Here is a 19,736-nt window from a genome sequence, read left to right on the forward strand (position 1 = left end):
GCTGCAAATGAGTACGATTCAGTCAGTACATGCAAGACAAATTCTGGATTCAAGAGGAAACCCCACAATAGAAGTTGATATTCGTACCGAGAATGGTTATCTGGGCCGCGCTGCTGTTCCTTCCGGAGCTTCTACCGGTAAGCACGAGGCAGTTGAGCTTCGCGACGACGACAAGAGCGTTTACGTTGGAAAAGGAGTTTTGAAAGCGGTTGAGAATGTAAACGACATCATTTTCCCTGAACTGATCGGTTGCTCTGTATTCGAGCAGAACCTTATTGATAAAATTATGCTGGAACTGGATGGCACGCCTAACAAAGCGAAGTTGGGCGCGAATGCTATCCTGGGTGTTTCCCTCGCTGCTGCGAAAGCTGCTGCGCAGGAAGCTAACCTTCCATTGTACCGTTACGTAGGTGGTACCAACGCCAATACCTTGCCGGTACCTATGATGAACATCCTGAACGGCGGTAGCCACGCGGATAACTCTATCGATTTCCAGGAGTTCATGATCATGCCGGCAAAAGCTGATACATTCTCGCAAGCATTGCGCATGGGTGTTGAGGTCTTCCATACTCTGAAAACCGTTTTGAAGAGCAAAGGATATTCAACCAACGTAGGTGACGAAGGTGGTTTTGCTCCAAACATCAAATCCAACGAAGAGGCTATTGAAGTTGTACTTCAGGCCATCGAAAAAGCAGGTTACAAGCCAGGCGAAGAAATCTTCATCGCTATGGATGCTGCTGTTTCCGAATTCTACGAGAACGGTCTTTACCACTTCAAAAAATCAGACGGCCGCAAGCTGACTTCTGATGAAATGGCTGACTACTGGACCCAGTGGGTTGCTAAATACCCTATCATCTCAATCGAAGATGGTATGGACGAGGATGACTGGGCTGGCTGGAAAACGCTTACAGACTCTATCGGCAAGAAAACTCAGCTGGTGGGTGACGATTTGTTCGTAACCAACGTAACCCGTCTGCAACAGGGTATCGAATCACAAATCGCTAATGCGGTATTGGTGAAAGTAAACCAGATCGGTTCTTTGACTGAAACCATCGATACTGTAAACCTCGCAAAACGCAACAGCTATAAGAGCATTATGTCGCACCGTTCAGGTGAGACAGAAGATGCAACTATCGCTGACCTTGCGGTTGCATTGAACACAGGCCAGATCAAAACCGGTTCGGCTTCGCGTTCTGACCGTATGGCGAAATACAACCAGCTTCTCCGTATCGAAGAAGAACTGGGCGAAAGCGCATACTTCCCAGGATTGAAATTCTAATTCAAACCATATAAGAGCCGGAGCCCAGTGCTCCGGTTCTTGTTTAAGGGTATTTCAAATATGAAAAACCACTCATTCTGGTCTCTGCACACATTAAAGAACTTCTATATTGCCACATTCGTCGTGTGGCTGATATGGATATTGTTCCTCGACAATAACAATATCCGGGTCGTGATGTCGAACCGGATGAAAATGAAAGATCTCGAAAAGGAAAAAGCGATTCTCGAAACGAAGATCAAAGAGGTCAAAAAGGAGCGGAATGAGGTTTTCGGAAATCCCAGGATGCTTGAAAAATGGGCGCGCGAAAAATTTATGATGCGCAAACCCAACGAAGAAGTATATGTGATTGTGGACGAAAACAATCAGCCTGTCGAAAGCAAAAAGGAAGAGTAAGCTGTTACTCTTTTAAATATCATCTTAATTTCAGAATACATTGAGCAAGAAAGTCATCCTCATTATCATGGACGGCTGGGGGATCGCCAAAGTCGGCGAGGAAAACCGTTCCGCTATTCTGGCGGCAAATACCCCATTCTACGATTCCATTCTTCAAAAATACCCGCATAGCAAACTCGAAGCGAGTGGTCTGGCAGTAGGCTTACCCGACGGACAAATGGGTAACTCCGAAGTAGGCCACACCAACCTTGGGGCCGGTCGCGTGGTTTACCAGGATCTGGTGAAAATCAACCTCGCGGTATCCGAAGGCACCCTCGCACACGAGCCCGCGCTCGCACAAGCGCTCGACTACGCGAAGGAGCATGGCAAAAAGCTGCATTTCATTGGGCTAGTCTCGGACGGCGGTGTACACTCGCATATCGACCATTTGAAAGGCCTTTGCCAAATCGCTGCGGACCGTGGTCTAAGCGATGTGTTCGTTCATGCTTTCACCGATGGTCGCGATACGGATCCGAAGAGCGGGCTCGGCTTCCTGACCGAGCTGACCGAATCAATGGCGCAAAGCACAGGACGTATCGCCAGCATTACCGGCCGTTACTACGCAATGGACCGCGATAAGCGCTGGGAGCGCGTGAAATTGGCGTACGACGCCATGGTTCACGGCGAAGGCAAGCACGTACCTGCGGCCGAGGTTTTGAAAGCGGTACAGGCTTCGTATGAAGAAGGTGTTACCGACGAGTTCATTACGCCGATCATCGCTACCAACGCTGATGGTTCGCCGCTCGCATTGATCCAGGACGGCGACGTGGTACTATGCTTCAACTTCCGCACCGACCGCGGTCGTGAAATCACCCAGGTGCTTACCCAGCAGGATTTTCACGAGCAGAATATGCACAAGCTCAATTTGAAATACATCACCATGACTAACTATGATGATACTTTCAAAGGTGTGGATGTGATTTTTGATAAGGACAATCTGAACAATACCCTTGGCGAAGTGCTCGAATCGGCTGGTAAGAAGCAGATCCGCATTGCTGAAACCGAGAAATACCCGCACGTGACATTCTTCTTCTCGGGAGGTCGCGAAAAGCCTTTCGAAGGTGAAAGCCGCCTGCTTTGTCCTTCCCCGAAAGTAGCGACTTACGATTTGCAGCCTGAAATGTCGGCATTCGATATTCGTGATGCGATCGTTCCTGAGTTGGTGAAAGAAGAAGTTGATTTTGTGTGTCTCAATTTCGCTAACCCTGATATGGTAGGGCATACCGGTGTTTTTGAAGCAGCGGTGAAGGCGTGCGAGACGGTTGACCAATGCGTACAAGCTGTGGTAACGACCGGTTTGGAGCACGGTTATTCATCGATCATCATCGCCGACCACGGTAACTCGGATTACATGTCGAATGACGATGGCTCGCCAAACACTGCCCATTCATTGAACCTTGTGCCATGCATTCTCGTCGATAACGAGTATCAAAAGCCAATTCATAATGGAAAGCTGGCCGATATCGCGCCGACCATTCTGGCATTGATGGGCATTCCGCAACCGGCAGAAATGACGGGGACCAGCATTCTCTAAAACTTTCAGGCATCGATTGATGTTAACCAGCAGAGAGTCCGTCGGGCTCTCTGTTTTTTTAGCCACATCTTCAACCCATGCATTACCGCTTCCCTACCATCGTTGCAACAGTTCTGTTCTTTTCATTGGTTTCCTGTCGACAAGAAGAGACCCGCGACGACGCCCCCAAGGCCTATTACGATTTAAAAGGTTTCATTGAAAATCAGATCGTGTATTTGAATGAAAAGAAGCCGGAAGTGAGCAAGACGGCGATTTTGGGAAGCAAACGCGAAACTTCAAAAACGCGTGAAGTAGATTGGAAAAAGGAGCTCGAACTGTTTGTACAGGCCGATATTAACAAACCATCTTATCGCCAGAGTTACGAAATGGTCCAAAATGGCCCGTCGCATTATGAATACCGCATTAAGCCGGGCAATGACCTGCCCGTGGCATATCTGAAAATTGATACGGATTCTGTGTTAAAGCAGCCATTGCGTATTGAGGCGTTGATCCGCGCGTCAAATAAGGTCTACAACTCCGAAAAGAAAGTAGTGCTGAATGCCATGAAACGGAATAACCTCCTGGAAATAAACACCTACGATGTAACCGGTTACCAGAAGCTTATCTTCGTCGAGAGGAAAGTATTCAGCATTCACGGCGAAATAGGACTTTAACAGGGCAATTGCATTATTTTCTATGTACCTCTACACCATATTTTGTGGTAACATTACCCAATTTTCCAACTGTAAATTTGAGATAGCCAGCGGTTTGTAGGAATTTTCTTAATTGAAAAATATCATTTTAAAAGAGCCAAATTCATGATAATGAGGCTCTTTTTTGCATTTCAGGAGGATTTATGGATTTCGATCATATGGACTGTGTGAGTAGCCGGCATTGAGCGGCACAGAATTGTTTGATGTGAAGGCAGAACAACATGTAGACCCGGATTTAATTTTTAACCTGTCTCCATGAGAAACTAAATCACACAAGTAAACTTAATATCAATGCAACAAGAACAGAAAAATAAGCAGAGCATCGCCTGGGCAATGGTAGTTGTCCTTGGGCTTGCAACAGCCATGTTCGGCTACTTGTTCACAACTCAAAAACAAGAGTTGACCCAGCAAGAGTCAATGGTGGTCGAAAAGGCAAGAGAGTTGGCTGTAACCAAAACTAAACTGGATTCTATTTCGACTGTATTGGATGCGAAAATTGCGGAAGTTGAGAAATTGGGCGGGGACGTTACTGAACTGACCAAAATGAAGGAGAAACTCGAAGCTGACAAGGTAGCATTCAGCCGCAGCAGAAGGGTTGAAACCAACAAATATCTCGGCAAAATTAAGGAATACGAAAAATTCCTGGCTGAGAAAGACGAGATGATCGCACAGCTGAAAGCTGAAAACGAGCAACTGGTAGCAAGCAATGATTCCCTGCACACACACGTGGGAACGCTTACAAGCGAGCGCGAGCGACTGGTACAACGGCAGGCTGAGCTAACCGACTCTGTGACTACTTTCACCGCGCAGAACAAAGAGTTGAGCGCGAAAGTGAGCAAAGCCGCTGCACTGAAAGCACAAAACCTGAAAGTATTGGCTGTGAACTCACGCGGTAAAACCAAAGACAAAGACGAGTACAAAGCCAGCCGTGTTGACAAGCTGAAACTGGTTTTCAACCTTCCGGAAAACGAGTTGACTGCTCAGGAGCCAAAAGATATTTATGTGCGTGTGTTGGATCCCGACGGAGCGGTTGTAGCTGACGATGCTACCGGCTCAGGTGAGTTTGAAATTGATGGCGCACCATCCAAATTTACAACCCGCGAGTCGATCGCTTATCAGAACAACAACCAGAAAGTGGAGATGTTGTACGATAATGCCAACAAGTTCCGCCCAGGAAAATATAATGTGGAGCTGTATGCGGAAGGATACAAAATTGGTGGCGGTAATTTCACCATCAAGAAATAAGATATAACTTCACACCATGCATAGCTATAAGGCCGTTGATCATCGATCAACGGCCTTCCTTTTTTACGGTTGTTTCGTCTGTTGGTTTATGATTTCGATGAAATGGCGCAGCTCCTCAGTTCGTTTCGGCCCTGATTCGGGATAGGTCATTTTCATCTTCTTCAATTCTTCGGCGACGATTTTAGCGACAGTAAGGCGCAAATTCTTTTTATCGTCAGCCGGGATTACGTACCAGGGGGCCTTTTTGGAGGCGGTGGCGTTAATCGCATCTTCGTAAGCCTGCATGTATTCCGCCCATTGGTCTCGCACTTTTACGTCCTGCTCCTCAAATTTCCAGTTTTTGGAAGGGTCTTCAATGCGTTCGATCAGTCGTTCGGCCTGTTCTTCTTTTGAAACATTCAGAAAAAACTTGATGACGCGGATACCGTTGCGGTAAAGGTACTTTTCGAGATTACGGATGTCGGAATAGCGATGTTTCCAGACTTTATCCAAATCCGCCGTCAATTCCTCGGGAAGGCGCTGTGATTGCGTCAGGATTTCGGGTTGTACTTTCACGACCAGCACTTCTTCATAATAACTACGGTTAAAGATCGTGATTGTGCCGCGCTGAGGCAGCACCAGGTTGGTCCGCCAGAGAAAATCGTGGCCCAGTTCCGTTTCGGTAGGCCGTTTGAAAGAATGGATCTTAACACCCACCGGGTTTACGCCCGACAGAACGTGCTTGATGGTACCGTCTTTCCCAGCCGCATCCATAGCCTGAAAAATCACCAGAAGGCCATACCGGTTGTGCGCGTACATCATGCTTTGCAGTTCATCCAGCTCCTTCGCCGATTCCTCCTGCATCGCTTCATATTCGGCCTTGTCGGCATAAATATCCTTGAAACGTGTTTTGGCCTTACTGATGTCAAATTTTTTGCTACCGTCGTAGCGATAATCATCCGAATTGAAGTCCGACATGTCCGTACGATTTAATGTGAATTTAAAAAGCTCAGTGGTGATCGAGGAAATCGACCAGGGCTGCAAATGCAATGGAGCGATGGCTTATCTGTGATTTCTCGGCCAGGGTCATTTCTGCAAAGGTCCGGTTTTGTCCTTCCGGCACAAATACCGGGTCATAACCAAAGCCGCCGGTACCGCGTTTCTCATCGATAATCGTCCCGTGGGCACGGCCTTCGAATGCATAATAGTCATTTCCTAAACTCAGTGAAATCACGGTGAGAAAGTAGGCGTTACGATCCGTTTCACCTGAAAGGTTCTTTAATAGCAGACTGATATTATCATCATGGCTGCGTTGCGGACCCGCATAATAGGCTGAATGCACCCCTGGCTCTCCATTCAGCGAAGGAACTACCAGACCGCTGTCGTCCGCGAAACAGTCGATGCCGTATTTTTCACGTATGTAGCTGGATTTGGCCTTTGCATTCTCCTGGATTGTTTCAAAAGGTTCCGGTATTTCTTCGAAACAGCCGATGTCCGCCAACGTCACGAGTTCGAACCTGTCGCCTAGCAAGGCCTGTATTTCTCTTAGCTTGTTTTGATTGTTTGTTGCAAAGCAAAGTCTCATAGGTAAGTTGTGTTAATGGGATGCATTTTACGAAAAAATGGGAAGGGTTTAAATGCCACGAAGGCACGAATATTCACGAAAACCATTCGTGTCAATTCGTGCCTTCGCGGTCCGCTAGCGGTGGCAAAAATAAAATCTGAGTTCTTACTTAGCCGGAGCAGGAGTAGGAAGCGCAGGGGCAGCCGCAGGTTTTGCACCTTTGGTAAAATCGATGAGTTCCATTTCGAACTGCAATACCGAGTTGCCTGGGATGGGTCCGTAAGTCTCAGGTCCGTAGGCAAGGCCCGATGGAATCAGCAACAAGCCTTTTTCGCCTTTTTTCATCAGGGTAAGGCCTTCGTCCCAGCCCTGGATCACCATTCCGGCGCCTACTTGCAGGTCAAGTGGTTTGCCCTGGTTTTTAGAGCTGTCGAATTCTTTACCATCGAGGAATTTACCGGTGTAATGTACTTTCACATTGTCGCCGGCAGCAGGGCTTGCGCCTGTTCCTTCTGTTTGCGGTACATAAACAAGGCCGGAAGCGGTTTTTCTCGCTTTCGCTTTCAGGTTGTTTTTAACCAGATATTCGTCGATGATTTTCGCATCGATATCTTTTTGCTTTTTACCAGCCTCGGCTTGTTGCTTCTGGAATTCTTCGGAGCTGAGAACGCTTACTACTTTCACGGTAAAGCTCAGTTCGGAACCTTTTTTGATCATCGGAGGCATAGGCTGACCGATTTTCGCGAACAATGTATCCGCATTGACCAGAAATTTCGCACTGTCGCCGGTAGCAAGCATGGTGAGGCCTTCTTCAAAGCTGCCTTTGTAAGGAGGTGCCTGCAATACCATTTTCACGGGATTTTTCTCTTTATATGTATCGCGGAGTGTAGAGTCGGTACCATTCTTCAACACCAGGTGGAATGTCATGATATCCCCTAGTTTAGACTTTCTTGCATCGTCGTCGTGATCGAAAAGCGTGTATTTGAGGCCGCTTTCGGTAACCTGCTGGCGATGTTGATTGCAAGCGGCTGCGAGAATAGTTATGCCCATCGCATAACCGATTGTTTTTAAATTCATTGGGACGTGTTAATTAGAAGATATTTTGGTGAATGTGGAATTTAAGTTTAGTCAACGCTTAAAAGTTCTTCCTGGTATGACGGAAGGATACTTAAAAATCTTGCAACTGTTTCATTTACTGATTGTTCGGATCTTCCTCCCGACGCATTCTTATGCCCGCCACCGCTGAAATGCGTACTGGCAAGGTCGCGTACCGAGAATGAGCCCACCGAGCGGAACGAGATCTTGACCTCACCTTTGCGTTCGATGAACATAGCCGACATTACGACATTTTCGACCTGCAAACCATAGTTTACGATCCCTTCCGTTTCGCCCGACGCCGAATTGAATTTTTGCAATTCCGCTTCGGTGAGGACCATATATGCCGTGCGGAATTCAGGAAGCACGGTGAGTTTGTTGCAAAGCACATAACCCAGGAATTGCAGGCGCGAAAGCGGCGCATTATCGTAGATCAGCCGGTGCACACGGCTCGAATCGAAACCTGTGCGCATCAGATCGGCTACTGCGAGGTGCACGGCAGGCGTTACATTCCCGTGCCGGAACGAGCCGGTATCGGTCATTATGCCCGCATAAAGGCATTCGGCCATTGGAATGTCGAAGATTTGGTCAGCGGGAAGGCCGCCTTCCATTTCTTTTACCAGCTCATATACGAGCTGCGCCGTAGCGGCTGCGGTGGTATCCCAAACCATCCATTTCGCAAAATGTTCCGGTTCGAGGTGATGGTCGATCATCATTTTGGGCGCTGCTGCGTCTTGCACCACCTTACCGAGATCTTTCAACCGCGATAAGGCCGAAAAGTCGAGGCAGCAGATCAGCGTCGCCTGCTCGATTTTTTTCTTGCATTTACCCTGCTCCGAAGCCTTTTCGTACACGAGCACATGCTCCATACCCGAAAGCCAGCGCAGGTTCGCGGCATAGTCCGTAGGGCTTATAACCGTCACTTCATGTCCTTTTTTGAGCAAATAACTGGCCCAGCCCAGAGATGAACCCAATGCATCCGCATCCGGGTCGCGGTGCGTTGTGATAACAATTTTTTGGGGTTGGGATAAAAAAGAGCGAAGCTCTTCAATGATTTGATTCACAGTGCCTTAGTTCAAAAGAGGTATTTCCTGTTTGCTTAGAGCCCACAAAATTAACAAAACTGTTGGGATTTGCTTCATGATAGGCGGTAAAGGCTGGCAATCAGGCAGTGATTTAATATTAGGAGGGCGTTTACGGACGAAAGGTTCGGTATTTTAAAACGAAATATAGTAGCTTGCAGTCAGTATCAATAATAGCCAAGTACGTATGCCAACGAATAAGACATTTACCATGATCAAGCCTGATGCTGTACGGGATGGTCATTCAGGTTCAATCATCAAAATGATCGAAGCAGCAGGATTCCGGATTGTGGCCCTGAAAAAAACACTCCTTACTCCCGAGCGTGCCGGAGAGTTTTACGCGGTGCACAAGGAACGTCCTTTCTATCATGATCTTTGCAAGTATATGTCATCCGGCGCGATTGTTCCGATGATCCTGGAAAAGGAGAATGCAGTGGCGGACTTCCGCACGCTGATCGGCGCTACCAACCCTGCCAATGCGGAAGAAGGCACGATCCGTAAATTGTATGCCAAATCAATCGAGGCGAATGCGATCCACGGATCGGATTCCGACGAAAACGCAGAAATCGAAGGGAACTTCTTCTTCTCACATGTAGAGCAGTTCTGAGAAGAGTATCATATTAAAATGGAAAACCCCGGAGTTTTTGAAGCTTCGGGGTTTTCCATTTTATAACACCTTCATTGCTATTTCACTCTCACGTATACGCTGTCGATTACCTGAATGAGACCATTAGCGGCTACGACATTCCTTTTGGTGATCTCGGAGTTGTTTACAGTCACCACCTTGTCTTGTTTGACAAATTTGATTTTTTTCCCGACGGCGGCAGTCTTTAAACTGTCTGCCGGAAGGTCGTTGTCCACATTGTATATGCCCTGGATAATGAGAGAATTTAAAAAAGGCAGTGCCGCGTTTTTAGAAATCGCTGCCGAACTAGCAATGTTTGCTTTCTGAAAAGCAGCATTGTCAGGCAGGAAAAAAGTCGCGTCTTGTGTTCTAAACGCATCTGGTGATCCACCATTATCCAGGATTTCTTTGAGTATACTGAACTCTGGATTTTCATGGATAATATCCGTCACGGTACGTTGCCCTACGAGATCGCCTTTGTCTTCCTTACACGAGATCAAAATCGTTGAAAATAGCCCTGCTGCCAAAAAAAATGTCGCCCAACGCCCTCCAAAACGGTTTTTTTTCATAGCTTTCCAAGTGGTTAATTTTCGTAAAACTAATGCAAAATCTAGTTTGGTAGAATTTGTAACCATAAATTTTTAATCCTAATCCTATAACCACCATGTTAAAATTGAGACGATTGATCGTCGCCGGAGCAGCTGTGCTGATGCTTAATTCGGCGTTTTTTGCGCTGAAAGGCCCTTCCACCGATCCATTGAAAAAGCCAATCAAATTATTCAACGGAAAAGACCTCAAAGGCTGGACCGTGCACGGTACCGAGAAATGGTACGTCGAAGGCGGTGAGCTGATTTGCGAAAGCGGCCCCGACAAGAAGTACGGCTACCTCACCACTGACAAGTTTTACAAGAACTTCGACCTTACCCTCAAATTCAAGCAGGAAGCGAATGGTAACAGCGGGGTATTCTTCCGCTCGACGGTAACCGGTACCAAAGTTTCGGGCTGGCAGGTCGAAGTGGCGCCGCCAAACCACGATACCGGCGGTATTTACGAGTCATACGGTCGCAACTGGCTCGTGCAGATTCCGGAAGAGAAAGAAGGCTTCCTGAAAATGGGTGAATGGAATACGCTGCGTATCCGCGCGGAAGGCGACCGCACGCAAACCTGGCTCAACGGTCACGAAATGGTAGACCTTACCGACGCTAAAATCGGTGCGGGTGAAGGTTCGATTGCATTGCAGATCCACGACGGCGGCGGCATTAAAGTGCGCTGGAAGGATATCCTGTTGGAAGAGCTCTAACCCGGCGGTTTTTCATTCGGTCAGCGGGCAAATTCATCCGCCCGAAACCGGCACTTCGTCGGAAATCACTTACTAAACGGCTTCATGGCCAATAGATTTGTGTCAGCAGTTACACATAATCTATTAGCCATGAAGCTTTTTTATTGTTTGTTGCTATTCGTTACGCCAGCTGTTTTTGCCCAAAAGAATATCCAGGGCAAGGTGACCGACCATAAGGGAAATGCATTGCCCGGCGCGAATGTATTTCTGAAAGGAACTTATGACGGCGGAACCACCGATGCGAACGGCATTTTCGCATTCCAGACCTCCGAGTCGGATACGGCGACGTTGGCCGCGAGTTATGTAGGATTTGAGGTTTTTGAAAAGAAGATTAATCTGAAAGAAGGCATTCCGGCAATGACGATCAAGCTTGAAGAACTCGCTAACGAACTGAATACGGTAGTGATTACCGCCGGGGCATTCGAGGCATCGGATGAAAAGCGGATGGCGATGCTGAAACCGCTGGATATCGTCACTACGGCGGGCGCGGCGGCGGATATTACCGGGGCCATGCAGTTCCTCCCTGGCGCGCAGCGCGTAGGGGAGCAGGAGGGACTATTCGTACGCGGAGGCTCCGGTCAGGAAACCAAGATTGTGATCGACGGGATGATCGTGCAGAACCCGTTTTTCAGTTCGCTACCCGATGTGCAATCACGCGGGCGGTTCAACCCATTTATGTTTAAAGGCACTTCATTCAGCACCGGCGGATATTCGGCGCAATACGGGCAGGCATTGTCGTCGGTATTGTTGCTGAATACGACGGATAAGATCAGTAACAATGGATTAGGCATTAGTCTGAACCTGGCGAACGCAGGTTTGAACTATGATTATGCCAGCAAAAACCAGTCGGTGTCGGCGGTAGTGTATTATGGTAATCTGCGACCATTGTTTAAGCTGGTGAAGCAGAATGTGGAATGGATTCACGCACCGGAATTCAAAGGATCCTCGCTGACCTATCGCTGGAAACCGACGAAAAACGGCGTGCTGAAAGTCTACGGTATGTATTCCGACAGCCATCTGAGCATGGACAGCAAGGACCCGTTCTCCGACTCGGGGAAAATGCGGCTGGTTTTGAAAAACAACAATGCATTTACTACCAGCACCTACACCGACTCATGGGCCGATGGCCGGTGGACGATCAATTCGGGCCTTTCTTACAGCCGGAATAAGGATAATATGACCTATGATGGCGCTAACTTCGACCGTTTCGACGAGCGCACACAGGCCCGCATTGTGCTCACACGCCTGCTCACGGGGAATAATACTGTCCTGTTTGGTGCCGAGGCACATGCCATTAATATCGGAAATGGTGTGAATGGTACTTTGTATAGATTGAAAGACCGCTATGCCGCCGCATTCGTAGAATCGGAGATTTACATTACCCGTGCACTCGCGGGGAGGGTTGGCATCCGGAGCGAATACTCATCTGTGATCAGTCGTGCTAATGTTGCCCCGAGACTTTCATTCGCCTATAAAACCGGCCGGTACAGTCAGATTTCCCTGGCCGCAGGACAGTTTTACCAAAACCCGGATTACAGGTATTTGTATTTGAATAAATCCCTGAAATACGAACGGGCCGATCATCTGATCCTCAATTACCAGATCATTAAAAACCAGCGCACATTCCGGGTTGAGACATTTTATAAAAACTACGCGCAGCTCGTCCGCGAATTCACCGGCCAGAAATACGATGCCGATCCCTACCGCTTTCCCTGGGGCACCACCACCAATGGCGGCGATGGCTATGCCCGCGGTTTCGACTTCTTCTGGCGCGACCAGAAATCCATCAAAAACCTGGATTACTGGGTTACGTACAGTTTTGTGGATTCCAAACGTCTTTTCCAGCAATTTGAACAATCGGCCACCCCTACATTTATTTCAAACCATAATATCAGCCTGATTACCAAAAAATGGTTTGAAAAGGCCAAAACCAACCTTAGTGCCACTTACGCATTCACCAGCGGCCGGCCTTACTACAACCCCAATAATGAAGAGTTTCTGAAAGACCGTACGCCAGCCGTTCATAATGTGAGCATTCAGGCCAGCAAACTGCAAAGCATTAAAGGAAACCTGGTGATATTCTACGCCACGGTCGATAATATCCTGAACACCCGTAATGTGTTCACCTACCGCTACACACCCGACGGCAAAACGCGCTACGCCGTGGGCCCGCAGAGTTACCGCAGCTTCTTTGTAGGCATGCAGATCATGCTTTCGAAGAAGGCCAAAGTAGAGAAAGACGATTTTTAAACCATTCCATATTCAGCATTTTAAAACAAACAAAACAATGAAAAAGCTATTCACAATCGCACTACTGTTCGTGTTCGCAACCGGAATGGCGTGGGCGCAGAATGAGAAGTACACCCAGGCTATGGGCGACGGTATCAAAGCATTGAACGGCATCGACCGGTCCCAGCCGGACCCCAAAAGCCTGGTGGATATCGCCAACCGCTTCGAGCGTATCGCCGCCGCGGAGCCAAAAGAATGGCTGCCGAAATACTATGCAGCTTATGCCAATGTATTGCTCGGCTTTGTAGCGCCAACACTGAACGAAAAAGATCAGTATCTGGATAAAGCAAATGCCTTATTGAAAGAGGCGGAAGGCATTGCCGGCAAACCGAACGATGAGCTGGAAGTTTTGAAAGCATATCAATCGCAAATTCACCTCGCGGCCGACCCGATGAACCGTTGGCAGGCGGATGGGGAAAAGTTTCAGGGCTTCCTGCAATCGGCGAAGTCGATCAATGCCGAGAACCCGCGGATTTATTACCTGGAAGGTTCGAGCCTGTTTTTCACGCCGGAGGAATATGGCGGCGGGAAAAAGGTAGCCAAGCCGATGCTCGAAAAAGCCCAGCAGAAATTCAGCGCCTTTAAACCGGAAACATCTATTCACCCGGATTGGGGTAAAATGGAGACCGAATGGATGCTTTCTCAGACAAACTGATATTAACGTTTAGGGTTTAAGTAGCATGAACGACAATAAGACGAAGCCGTTGCGCATGACAGCCTCATCGCTGGACGGAAGGGATTTCAGTAACATGGATCTGGAAAATGCAGATTTCAGCTTTTCGAGTTTGAAGGACATAAACTTCGACGGGGCTAATCTGCGCAATGCAAAACTTCGTTTCTCGGCGCTCGACCGAACGACTTTCCGTAACGCCGATCTGCGGAATGCGGATCTGAGTTTCAGCAGTCTTTCGGATGTAGACCTCAGCGGGGCAAAGGTAGAGGGGGCTAATTTCAGTTTTACTTCACAGGAAAGATCATTCAACTGGCAGGATTTCAGCCTGATCGCCATTATTCAGAACCAGGGCTGGGTGGGCACGCTGGTAGCGGCCATCCTCGGGGCGGTGATATTGTATGGCTTTAATGCGATCGCGTATTTCACCGCGGAGCTATCGTTCACCGAAGAGCCTATCCGCCTGGCATTCTACAAATATCTGGTCATACTCAACATCGCCACGGGCGTATGCACGATCCTGGTCACGCAGGGGCTGACTACCTGGTTGGACATGATCATCAAAAGTCTGCTCGCCAAGCACATCATACTCTCGATCATTATCTTTTTGTCCGACAGCCTGCTGGCGATAGCCGTACATTACTTCTTCGCGGCCGATATCGTGAACCAGTATGTCGCGCGTTACCCGTCCGAGCCTTCGCAGAATGCGCCCTGGTACTGGTATGCATGGGCACCTGTCGCGATTGCCAACGTATTTTACTTCCTGAGCCGGGAAGGGCGACAGATTTCCCGAAAGATATCGGATCAGGAGTACCAGCTGCTAAATCTGGAGAAATTGAAGACCCGGGCAGAGCTGGACGCATTGCAGGCCCGCATTAACCCTCATTTTTTGTATAACTCCCTGAACAGTATTGCCAGTCTCGTCCATGAAAATCCGGATAAGGCGGAGGAAATGACGCTTCTGCTTTCCAAGCTGTTCCGCTACACCACCGGCCGTAAGACGAGCGATTACTTCGATACCATCGAAAACGAGCTGGAAATGGTGGAAACCTATTTGCAGGTCGAGAAGGTGCGGTTTGGAGACCGCCTGCGCTTTACCGTAGAAGTTGAGGAGGAGTCATTGAAGAACCTGCAAGTGCCTAAATTCATTTTGCAGCCAATCGTCGAGAATGCCATCAAGCATGGTGTCTCGCGTATGGCCGATCTGGGGAATATCGTGGTGAAGATTTATGAAAAAGACCAATGGCTGCATTTGTGCGTGCACGACAATGGCCCGGCATTTTCCGACACATTGGGTGCGGGCTACGGCATGCGCAGTATTCAGGACAAACTGAAACTGCTTTACGGCGAAAACGCTCGTTTGGAACTGCACAACCAACCCCACAAATCGGTTAATATTGCCATCCAAAAATCTGCTATTGAACAACATCAACAATCCAATCATGCTTTTTCCGCTTAAAACGATCCTGATCGACGACGAACAGCTTGCATTGAGCCGCCTCAGAAGGCTGCTCGAAAAGCATCCCGACACTTTCGATATCGTGTCGGAAGCCAAAAACGGCGCCGAGGGGCTGGTTGAAATAGACAAGCATCATCCCGACGTAATTTTTCTCGATATCGAAATGCCGCTGCTGAACGGCTTCGAAATGCTTTCCAAACTCACCAAAATGCCTTTAGTCGTGTTTTCGACGGCTTATGATCAATATGCGATCCGCGCATTTGAGGAAAATTCGGTGGATTACCTGCTGAAACCGGTGGAGAATGACCGGCTGATGAAAACCATTGAGAAAATTAAGAATATTACCCAGGCGGCGAATGGCCATTCGGGCGGTTATAATCCCTATTCCGAAAATCTGCTGAGGCTGTTGGAAGAAATGAAGCCGAAAAAAGAGATATTCTCGCTGTCGGTGAAATCCGGCGACCGCATCCTGCTGATACCGATGACGGAGATCACGCATTTCGAAGCGGAAGAAAAATACGTTTTCCTGAATACGCTCGACGGGCAGAAATACCTGCTCAACTACACGCTTACTTCACTCGAAGAGAAGCTACCCAAGCATTACCTGCGCGTGAGCCGGGCGGGTATTGTCAACTCTCACCATATCAAGGAAATTCAGAAACACTTCAACGGCAAATACGTAATCGTGATGCGCGATCGCAAGGCTTCGCAAGTCACCAGCGGGAGTACCTACGGTGATGCGATCCGCCATCTTCTTGATAATTAATCGAATTACACCCTGATTGTACCGGAATATTCATTTTGTAGACCTGATTCTTATTCCTAAATTGCGCCCTCGTTTAAATTTCCATTACTATTTTGGAAGTTAATGCGTTGTCCATCAGGGCTTTCTGATAGGCTGGTGATGGGAGCAGGAATGAATTGTGCAGTTTTTCGGCACACATTGACAGGTTGCTGCGTATTGGTTTACTGGCAAAGTGATTCCTGAAATAACCCGGAGCGGCTGAAAATCATTCCCGATGGCCAGCTCTTCGTTCATGTTGTTTTTGTTTTGTTAAAAAAGGTTAAAAGGAGTCAGGAGTAATGAAGGAGCTCATTGATACGGGCAATCTGCCAAAACACATAGCCGTTATCATGGACGGTAACGGAAGATGGGCCCAAAACCAGGGAGCAGCGCGTGTGTTTGGGCATCGCAATGCGATCAAGGCGGTGAGGGAAGTGACGGAAGGATGTGCGGAGCTCGGGGTTTCTTGTCTGACGTTGTATGCTTTTTCAACCGAAAACTGGGCGCGCCCGGAGTTTGAAGTAAGAGCGCTGATGGAACTGCTCGTGCAATCGATCGGTAACGAGCTGCCCACGATGATGAAAAACAATGTGAAGCTCGATACGATCGGAAATACGGCAAGCCTTCCGAAGAGCTGCCAGAACCAATTGGAAAAAGCGATCTGGGAGACACGCAACAATACGGGCCTGAATCTCATCCTGGCATTGGGTTACAGTGGCAAGTGGGACATTACCCAGGCAGCGCGCAAAATCGCCGAGGACGTTCGTAACGGTGTTTTGCTACCCGAAGAAATCAATGAAGAAGTAGTAGCAGGAAATTTGTCGACGGGCAGTCGCCCCGAGGTGGACCTGATGCTGCGGACAGGCGGTGACCACAGGATCAGTAACTTCCTGCTTTGGCAACTGGCATATTCTGAACTATATTTTTATGAGGATCTTTTCTGGCCCGACTTCCGCCGGGAGCATTTGTACGAGGCGATACTTTCGTATCAGAACCGTGAAAGGCGCTTCGGCAAAACGGGAGAACAAATTAAAGCGAATGGTGCTAAGTAGAATTATATGAACCCAGTGAAAAATTTGAATAAATCATTAGCACATCTCAAAGGTCTCTCTGCATTAATCCTGCTGTGCTGCTGTGTTTCGGTACAGGCGCAACGTGTAGGCCTGGGAGGCGCAAAACCCGCCGCCGCTCCAACTAACCTGGGTATCGATCCCGCCAATCCAAAGGAATATACCATCGCAGAAGTGACCGTTTCGGGCACCCAGTTCCTCGACCCGAACTCGATGATCTCTATTTCCGGCTTGAAACCCGGTGATAAAATCCGCATTCCGGGACCGGCTGTGACTTCGTCTATCAAGAAAATGATGGATTTTGGTACGCTGGATGATGTAGAAATCATGGCGACCAAGATCGAAGGCGAAAAGGTTTGGCTGAATATCCACATTAAAGAACGCCCGAGGCTTTACAAAGTTTCCTTCTCGGGTATCCGCAAAGGTGAGCGCGAGACGCTGAACGACAAGGTGAAGCTGATCAAAGGCCGCGTCATCACGCCGACGATCATCAAAAACACCCAGCTGGTCATCAAGAAATACTATATGGATAAGGGTTTTTACTATACCAAAGTAAAGGTCCTCCAAATCCCCGATTCAACCCGCGGCCAGGCTACCCTGAACTTCTCGATCACGAAGGGCAAGAAGGTTAAGATCCAGAAAATCAATATTGAAGGTAATACTGCTATCAGCGATCAAACGCTGAAACGCAAAATGAAAGGCACCAAGCAGCGCCGCATTGGCCGCCTTTTCAACCCATCGAAATACATTCCAAAAAAATACGACGAGGATAAGGAGAAACTCATCGCTTACTACCGCAAAAACGGTTACCGCGATGCGACCATCCAGTTCGATACCATTATCAATGGCGACCAGACGATCAGCATCGACATGAAGATCGATGAAGGTCAGAAATACTATTACCGCAATATCAGCTGGTCGGGTAACTACCTGTACACCTCGCAATATCTGAGCGAGCGCCTGGGTGTGAAAAAGGGTGACGTGTACAATCCGGAAGAACTGGACAAGAAGATCAACGGTATCCCAGGCTCCGACGTTAGTTCGATTTACATGGACGACGGTTACCTCTATTTCCACATCGAACCTACCGAAAGAGCCGTTGAAGGCGACTCGATCGACGTGGAGCTCCGCATGTTCGAAGGTAAGCAGGCGACTATCAACCGCATTCTCCTGAACGGTAACACCAAGACCAGCGATCGCGTGGTATTACGGGAGCTATTTACATTGCCAGGTCAGAAATTCAGCAAAACGGAGATCATCAACACCCAGCGTCAGCTGTCGCAAATGGGTTATTTTGATCCTGAGAAAATCCAGATCAACCCGATCCCTAACCAGGCCGACGGTACTGTGGATATCGAGTACACCGTGGAGGAAAAGCCATCCGACCAGATTGAGCTTTCCGGTGGTTGGGGAGGTTATATCGGTTTCGTAGGGACATTGGGTTTGGTTTTCAATAACTTCTCCATTAAGAACATCCCAAATCGCGAAACGTGGCGCCCATTGCCTTCCGGTGACGGCCAAAAGCTTTCATTGCGCTTCCAGGCCAACGGAAAGCAGTATCAAACCTACTCGCTGTCGTTCAGTGAACCGTGGTTGGGTGGTAAGAAACCGATCAACTTCGGCGTGTCATTCCAGCGTACGGTTTACCGCATGACCGATTTGAGCTCTTACTATGGCTATAATACGGCTTCGAGGACAGGAAAGGTCAACTACCGGGGAGGTTACTATAACAATGGTATCACCTTGTCGCTCGGCCGCCGTCTGAAAGAGCCGGACCGTAACCTCGTGATGACGCACTCGCTGTCATACCAGCGCTACCGTCTCGACAGCCTCGACATTTTCCGCATTGGTTACAGCAAGGGTATCTCGAACAACATTTCATTCAATACCACCATCTCGCGGAACACATTGAGTGATTTCCAATTCCCGAGAAGTGGTAGCAATATCTCTTTGAGTGCTACTTTCACGCCGCCTTATTCGGTATTCCGCAAGAAAGCATTCTCCGACAAAACCGACACTTACCGCTGGGTTGAATACCACAAATGGATGTTCGATGCAAGCTATTATGCCACTATCGTAGGCAAACTCGTGATGAGCACCCGCGCGCACATGGGCTTCCTGGGGGCGTACGGAAACAAGGTTGGTTACAGCCCGTTCGGTCGCTTCATCCTGGGCGGTTCCGGTCTGGCGGGCCAGGGTACATTCTCGCTCGCGGATCAGGATATTATCGGTCTTCGTGGTTACCAGGATCAGAAAGTTGGACCACTGGCTGCTAACGGTTATCCTGCGTCAGGTGGAGGTATTGTTTATAACAAATATGTAATGGAACTTCGCTACCCTGTTTCGCTTAACCCGCAGGCCACGATTTTCGTGCTCGGTTTTGCGGAAGGTGGCAATAACTGGGGTAGTTACAGCGAGTTCAATCCTTTCGACTTGAAACGTTCCGCAGGTATTGGTGCGAGGATTTTCATGCCGGCGTTCGGTTTGCTCGGTATCGACTGGGGGTATGGATTTGACAAAATTCAGGGACAGACCACCCGGAGCGGGCCGCAGTTCCACTTTACAATCGGGCAGCAGATCAGATAATAATCTGACGGG

At 48.4% G+C, this 19,736-nt stretch carries 18 protein-coding genes; 13 read left to right on the forward strand and 5 right to left on the reverse strand.

Annotation, left to right across the window (positions count from 1 at the left end; all coding sequences use genetic code 11):
* Positions 1–7: 7 nt before the first annotated feature.
* The 5 genes from eno (at position 8) to J7619_RS21600 (ending at position 5,182) form a co-directional block, all read left to right on the forward strand.
* A complete protein-coding gene (eno, locus tag J7619_RS21580; RefSeq protein ID WP_223401970.1) occupies positions 8–1,279 on the forward strand; it encodes a phosphopyruvate hydratase in 1,272 nt (423 codons plus the stop codon).
* A gap of 60 nt (positions 1,280–1,339) precedes the next feature.
* Positions 1,340–1,672: a septum formation initiator family protein gene (locus tag J7619_RS21585; RefSeq protein ID WP_291203514.1), complete on the forward strand. Its 333-nt coding sequence runs from the start codon at positions 1,340–1,342 to the stop codon at positions 1,670–1,672.
* 40 nt (positions 1,673–1,712) lie between these two features.
* The gene (gene gpmI, locus J7619_RS21590) at positions 1,713–3,245 is read left to right on the forward strand and encodes a 2,3-bisphosphoglycerate-independent phosphoglycerate mutase (RefSeq protein ID WP_291203517.1); all 1,533 of its coding nucleotides are present in this window, start codon (positions 1,713–1,715) and stop codon (positions 3,243–3,245) included.
* 77 nt (positions 3,246–3,322) lie between these two features.
* Complete coding sequence (locus J7619_RS21595) at positions 3,323–3,898, forward strand: hypothetical protein (RefSeq protein ID WP_291203520.1); 576 nt, start codon at positions 3,323–3,325, stop codon at positions 3,896–3,898.
* 330 nt (positions 3,899–4,228) lie between these two features.
* Positions 4,229–5,182, forward strand: a complete 954-nt coding sequence (locus J7619_RS21600) for a hypothetical protein (protein ID WP_223401977.1) — start codon at positions 4,229–4,231, stop codon at positions 5,180–5,182.
* A 63-nt stretch (positions 5,183–5,245) separates the two neighbouring features.
* Here the strand turns inward: J7619_RS21600 and J7619_RS21605 are convergent, their stop codons facing one another.
* The 4 genes from J7619_RS21605 to J7619_RS21620 all read right to left on the reverse strand — a co-directional run bounded on the left by J7619_RS21605 (position 5,246) and on the right by J7619_RS21620 (position 8,884).
* Positions 5,246–6,139 (reverse strand): polyphosphate kinase 2 family protein, encoded by an 894-nt coding sequence (locus tag J7619_RS21605; RefSeq protein ID WP_291203525.1) that lies wholly within the window; start codon positions 6,137–6,139, stop codon positions 5,246–5,248.
* A 31-nt stretch (positions 6,140–6,170) separates the two neighbouring features.
* Positions 6,171–6,746, reverse strand: a complete 576-nt coding sequence (gene rdgB, locus J7619_RS21610) for an RdgB/HAM1 family non-canonical purine NTP pyrophosphatase (RefSeq protein WP_291203527.1) — start codon at positions 6,744–6,746, stop codon at positions 6,171–6,173.
* A 144-nt stretch (positions 6,747–6,890) separates the two neighbouring features.
* The gene (locus J7619_RS21615) at positions 6,891–7,802 is read right to left on the reverse strand and encodes an FKBP-type peptidyl-prolyl cis-trans isomerase (RefSeq protein ID WP_291203529.1); all 912 of its coding nucleotides are present in this window, start codon (positions 7,800–7,802) and stop codon (positions 6,891–6,893) included.
* Positions 7,803–7,849: 47 nt separating this feature from the next.
* Complete coding sequence (locus tag J7619_RS21620; protein WP_291203531.1) at positions 7,850–8,884, reverse strand: bifunctional oligoribonuclease/PAP phosphatase NrnA; 1,035 nt, start codon at positions 8,882–8,884, stop codon at positions 7,850–7,852.
* A 205-nt stretch (positions 8,885–9,089) separates the two neighbouring features.
* Here J7619_RS21620 and J7619_RS21625 point away from each other — a divergent pair, with 205 nt between their 5' ends.
* The gene (locus tag J7619_RS21625) at positions 9,090–9,509 is read left to right on the forward strand and encodes a nucleoside-diphosphate kinase (RefSeq protein WP_291203533.1); all 420 of its coding nucleotides are present in this window, start codon (positions 9,090–9,092) and stop codon (positions 9,507–9,509) included.
* Positions 9,510–9,586: 77 nt separating this feature from the next.
* On the opposite strand, the gene J7619_RS21630 is transcribed toward J7619_RS21625, so the two are convergent.
* On the reverse strand, positions 9,587–10,096 hold the full coding sequence (locus J7619_RS21630; protein ID WP_291203536.1) for a fasciclin domain-containing protein: 510 nt from the start codon (positions 10,094–10,096) through the stop codon (positions 9,587–9,589).
* 95 nt (positions 10,097–10,191) lie between these two features.
* On the opposite strand from J7619_RS21630, the gene J7619_RS21635 reads away from it, so the two are divergent.
* The 7 genes from J7619_RS21635 to bamA all read left to right on the forward strand — a co-directional run bounded on the left by J7619_RS21635 (position 10,192) and on the right by bamA (position 19,724).
* Positions 10,192–10,827: a DUF1080 domain-containing protein gene (locus J7619_RS21635; protein WP_291203539.1), complete on the forward strand. Its 636-nt coding sequence runs from the start codon at positions 10,192–10,194 to the stop codon at positions 10,825–10,827.
* A gap of 129 nt (positions 10,828–10,956) precedes the next feature.
* On the forward strand, positions 10,957–13,116 hold the full coding sequence (locus tag J7619_RS21640) for a TonB-dependent receptor (protein WP_291203542.1): 2,160 nt from the start codon (positions 10,957–10,959) through the stop codon (positions 13,114–13,116).
* 37 nt (positions 13,117–13,153) lie between these two features.
* On the forward strand, positions 13,154–13,810 hold the full coding sequence (locus J7619_RS21645; RefSeq protein WP_291203545.1) for a hypothetical protein: 657 nt from the start codon (positions 13,154–13,156) through the stop codon (positions 13,808–13,810).
* Between the two features lie 25 nt (positions 13,811–13,835).
* The gene (locus J7619_RS21650) at positions 13,836–15,284 is read left to right on the forward strand and encodes a histidine kinase (RefSeq protein WP_291203548.1); all 1,449 of its coding nucleotides are present in this window, start codon (positions 13,836–13,838) and stop codon (positions 15,282–15,284) included.
* Entirely contained in the window at positions 15,268–16,050 is a 783-nt protein-coding gene (locus J7619_RS21655) for a LytTR family DNA-binding domain-containing protein (RefSeq protein WP_291203551.1), read from the forward strand. Before J7619_RS21650 ends, J7619_RS21655 begins: the two co-directional genes overlap by 17 nt.
* A 317-nt stretch (positions 16,051–16,367) precedes the next feature.
* Positions 16,368–17,120, forward strand: a complete 753-nt coding sequence (locus tag J7619_RS21660; RefSeq protein ID WP_291203553.1) for an isoprenyl transferase — start codon at positions 16,368–16,370, stop codon at positions 17,118–17,120.
* A 6-nt stretch (positions 17,121–17,126) separates the two neighbouring features.
* Entirely contained in the window at positions 17,127–19,724 is a 2,598-nt protein-coding gene (bamA, locus tag J7619_RS21665) for an outer membrane protein assembly factor BamA (RefSeq protein WP_291203556.1), read from the forward strand.
* Positions 19,725–19,736 lie beyond the last annotated feature (12 nt).

The sequence above is a fragment of the Dyadobacter sp. genome, assembly GCF_017744695.1.
GTDB lineage: Bacteria > Bacteroidota > Bacteroidia > Cytophagales > Spirosomataceae > Dyadobacter.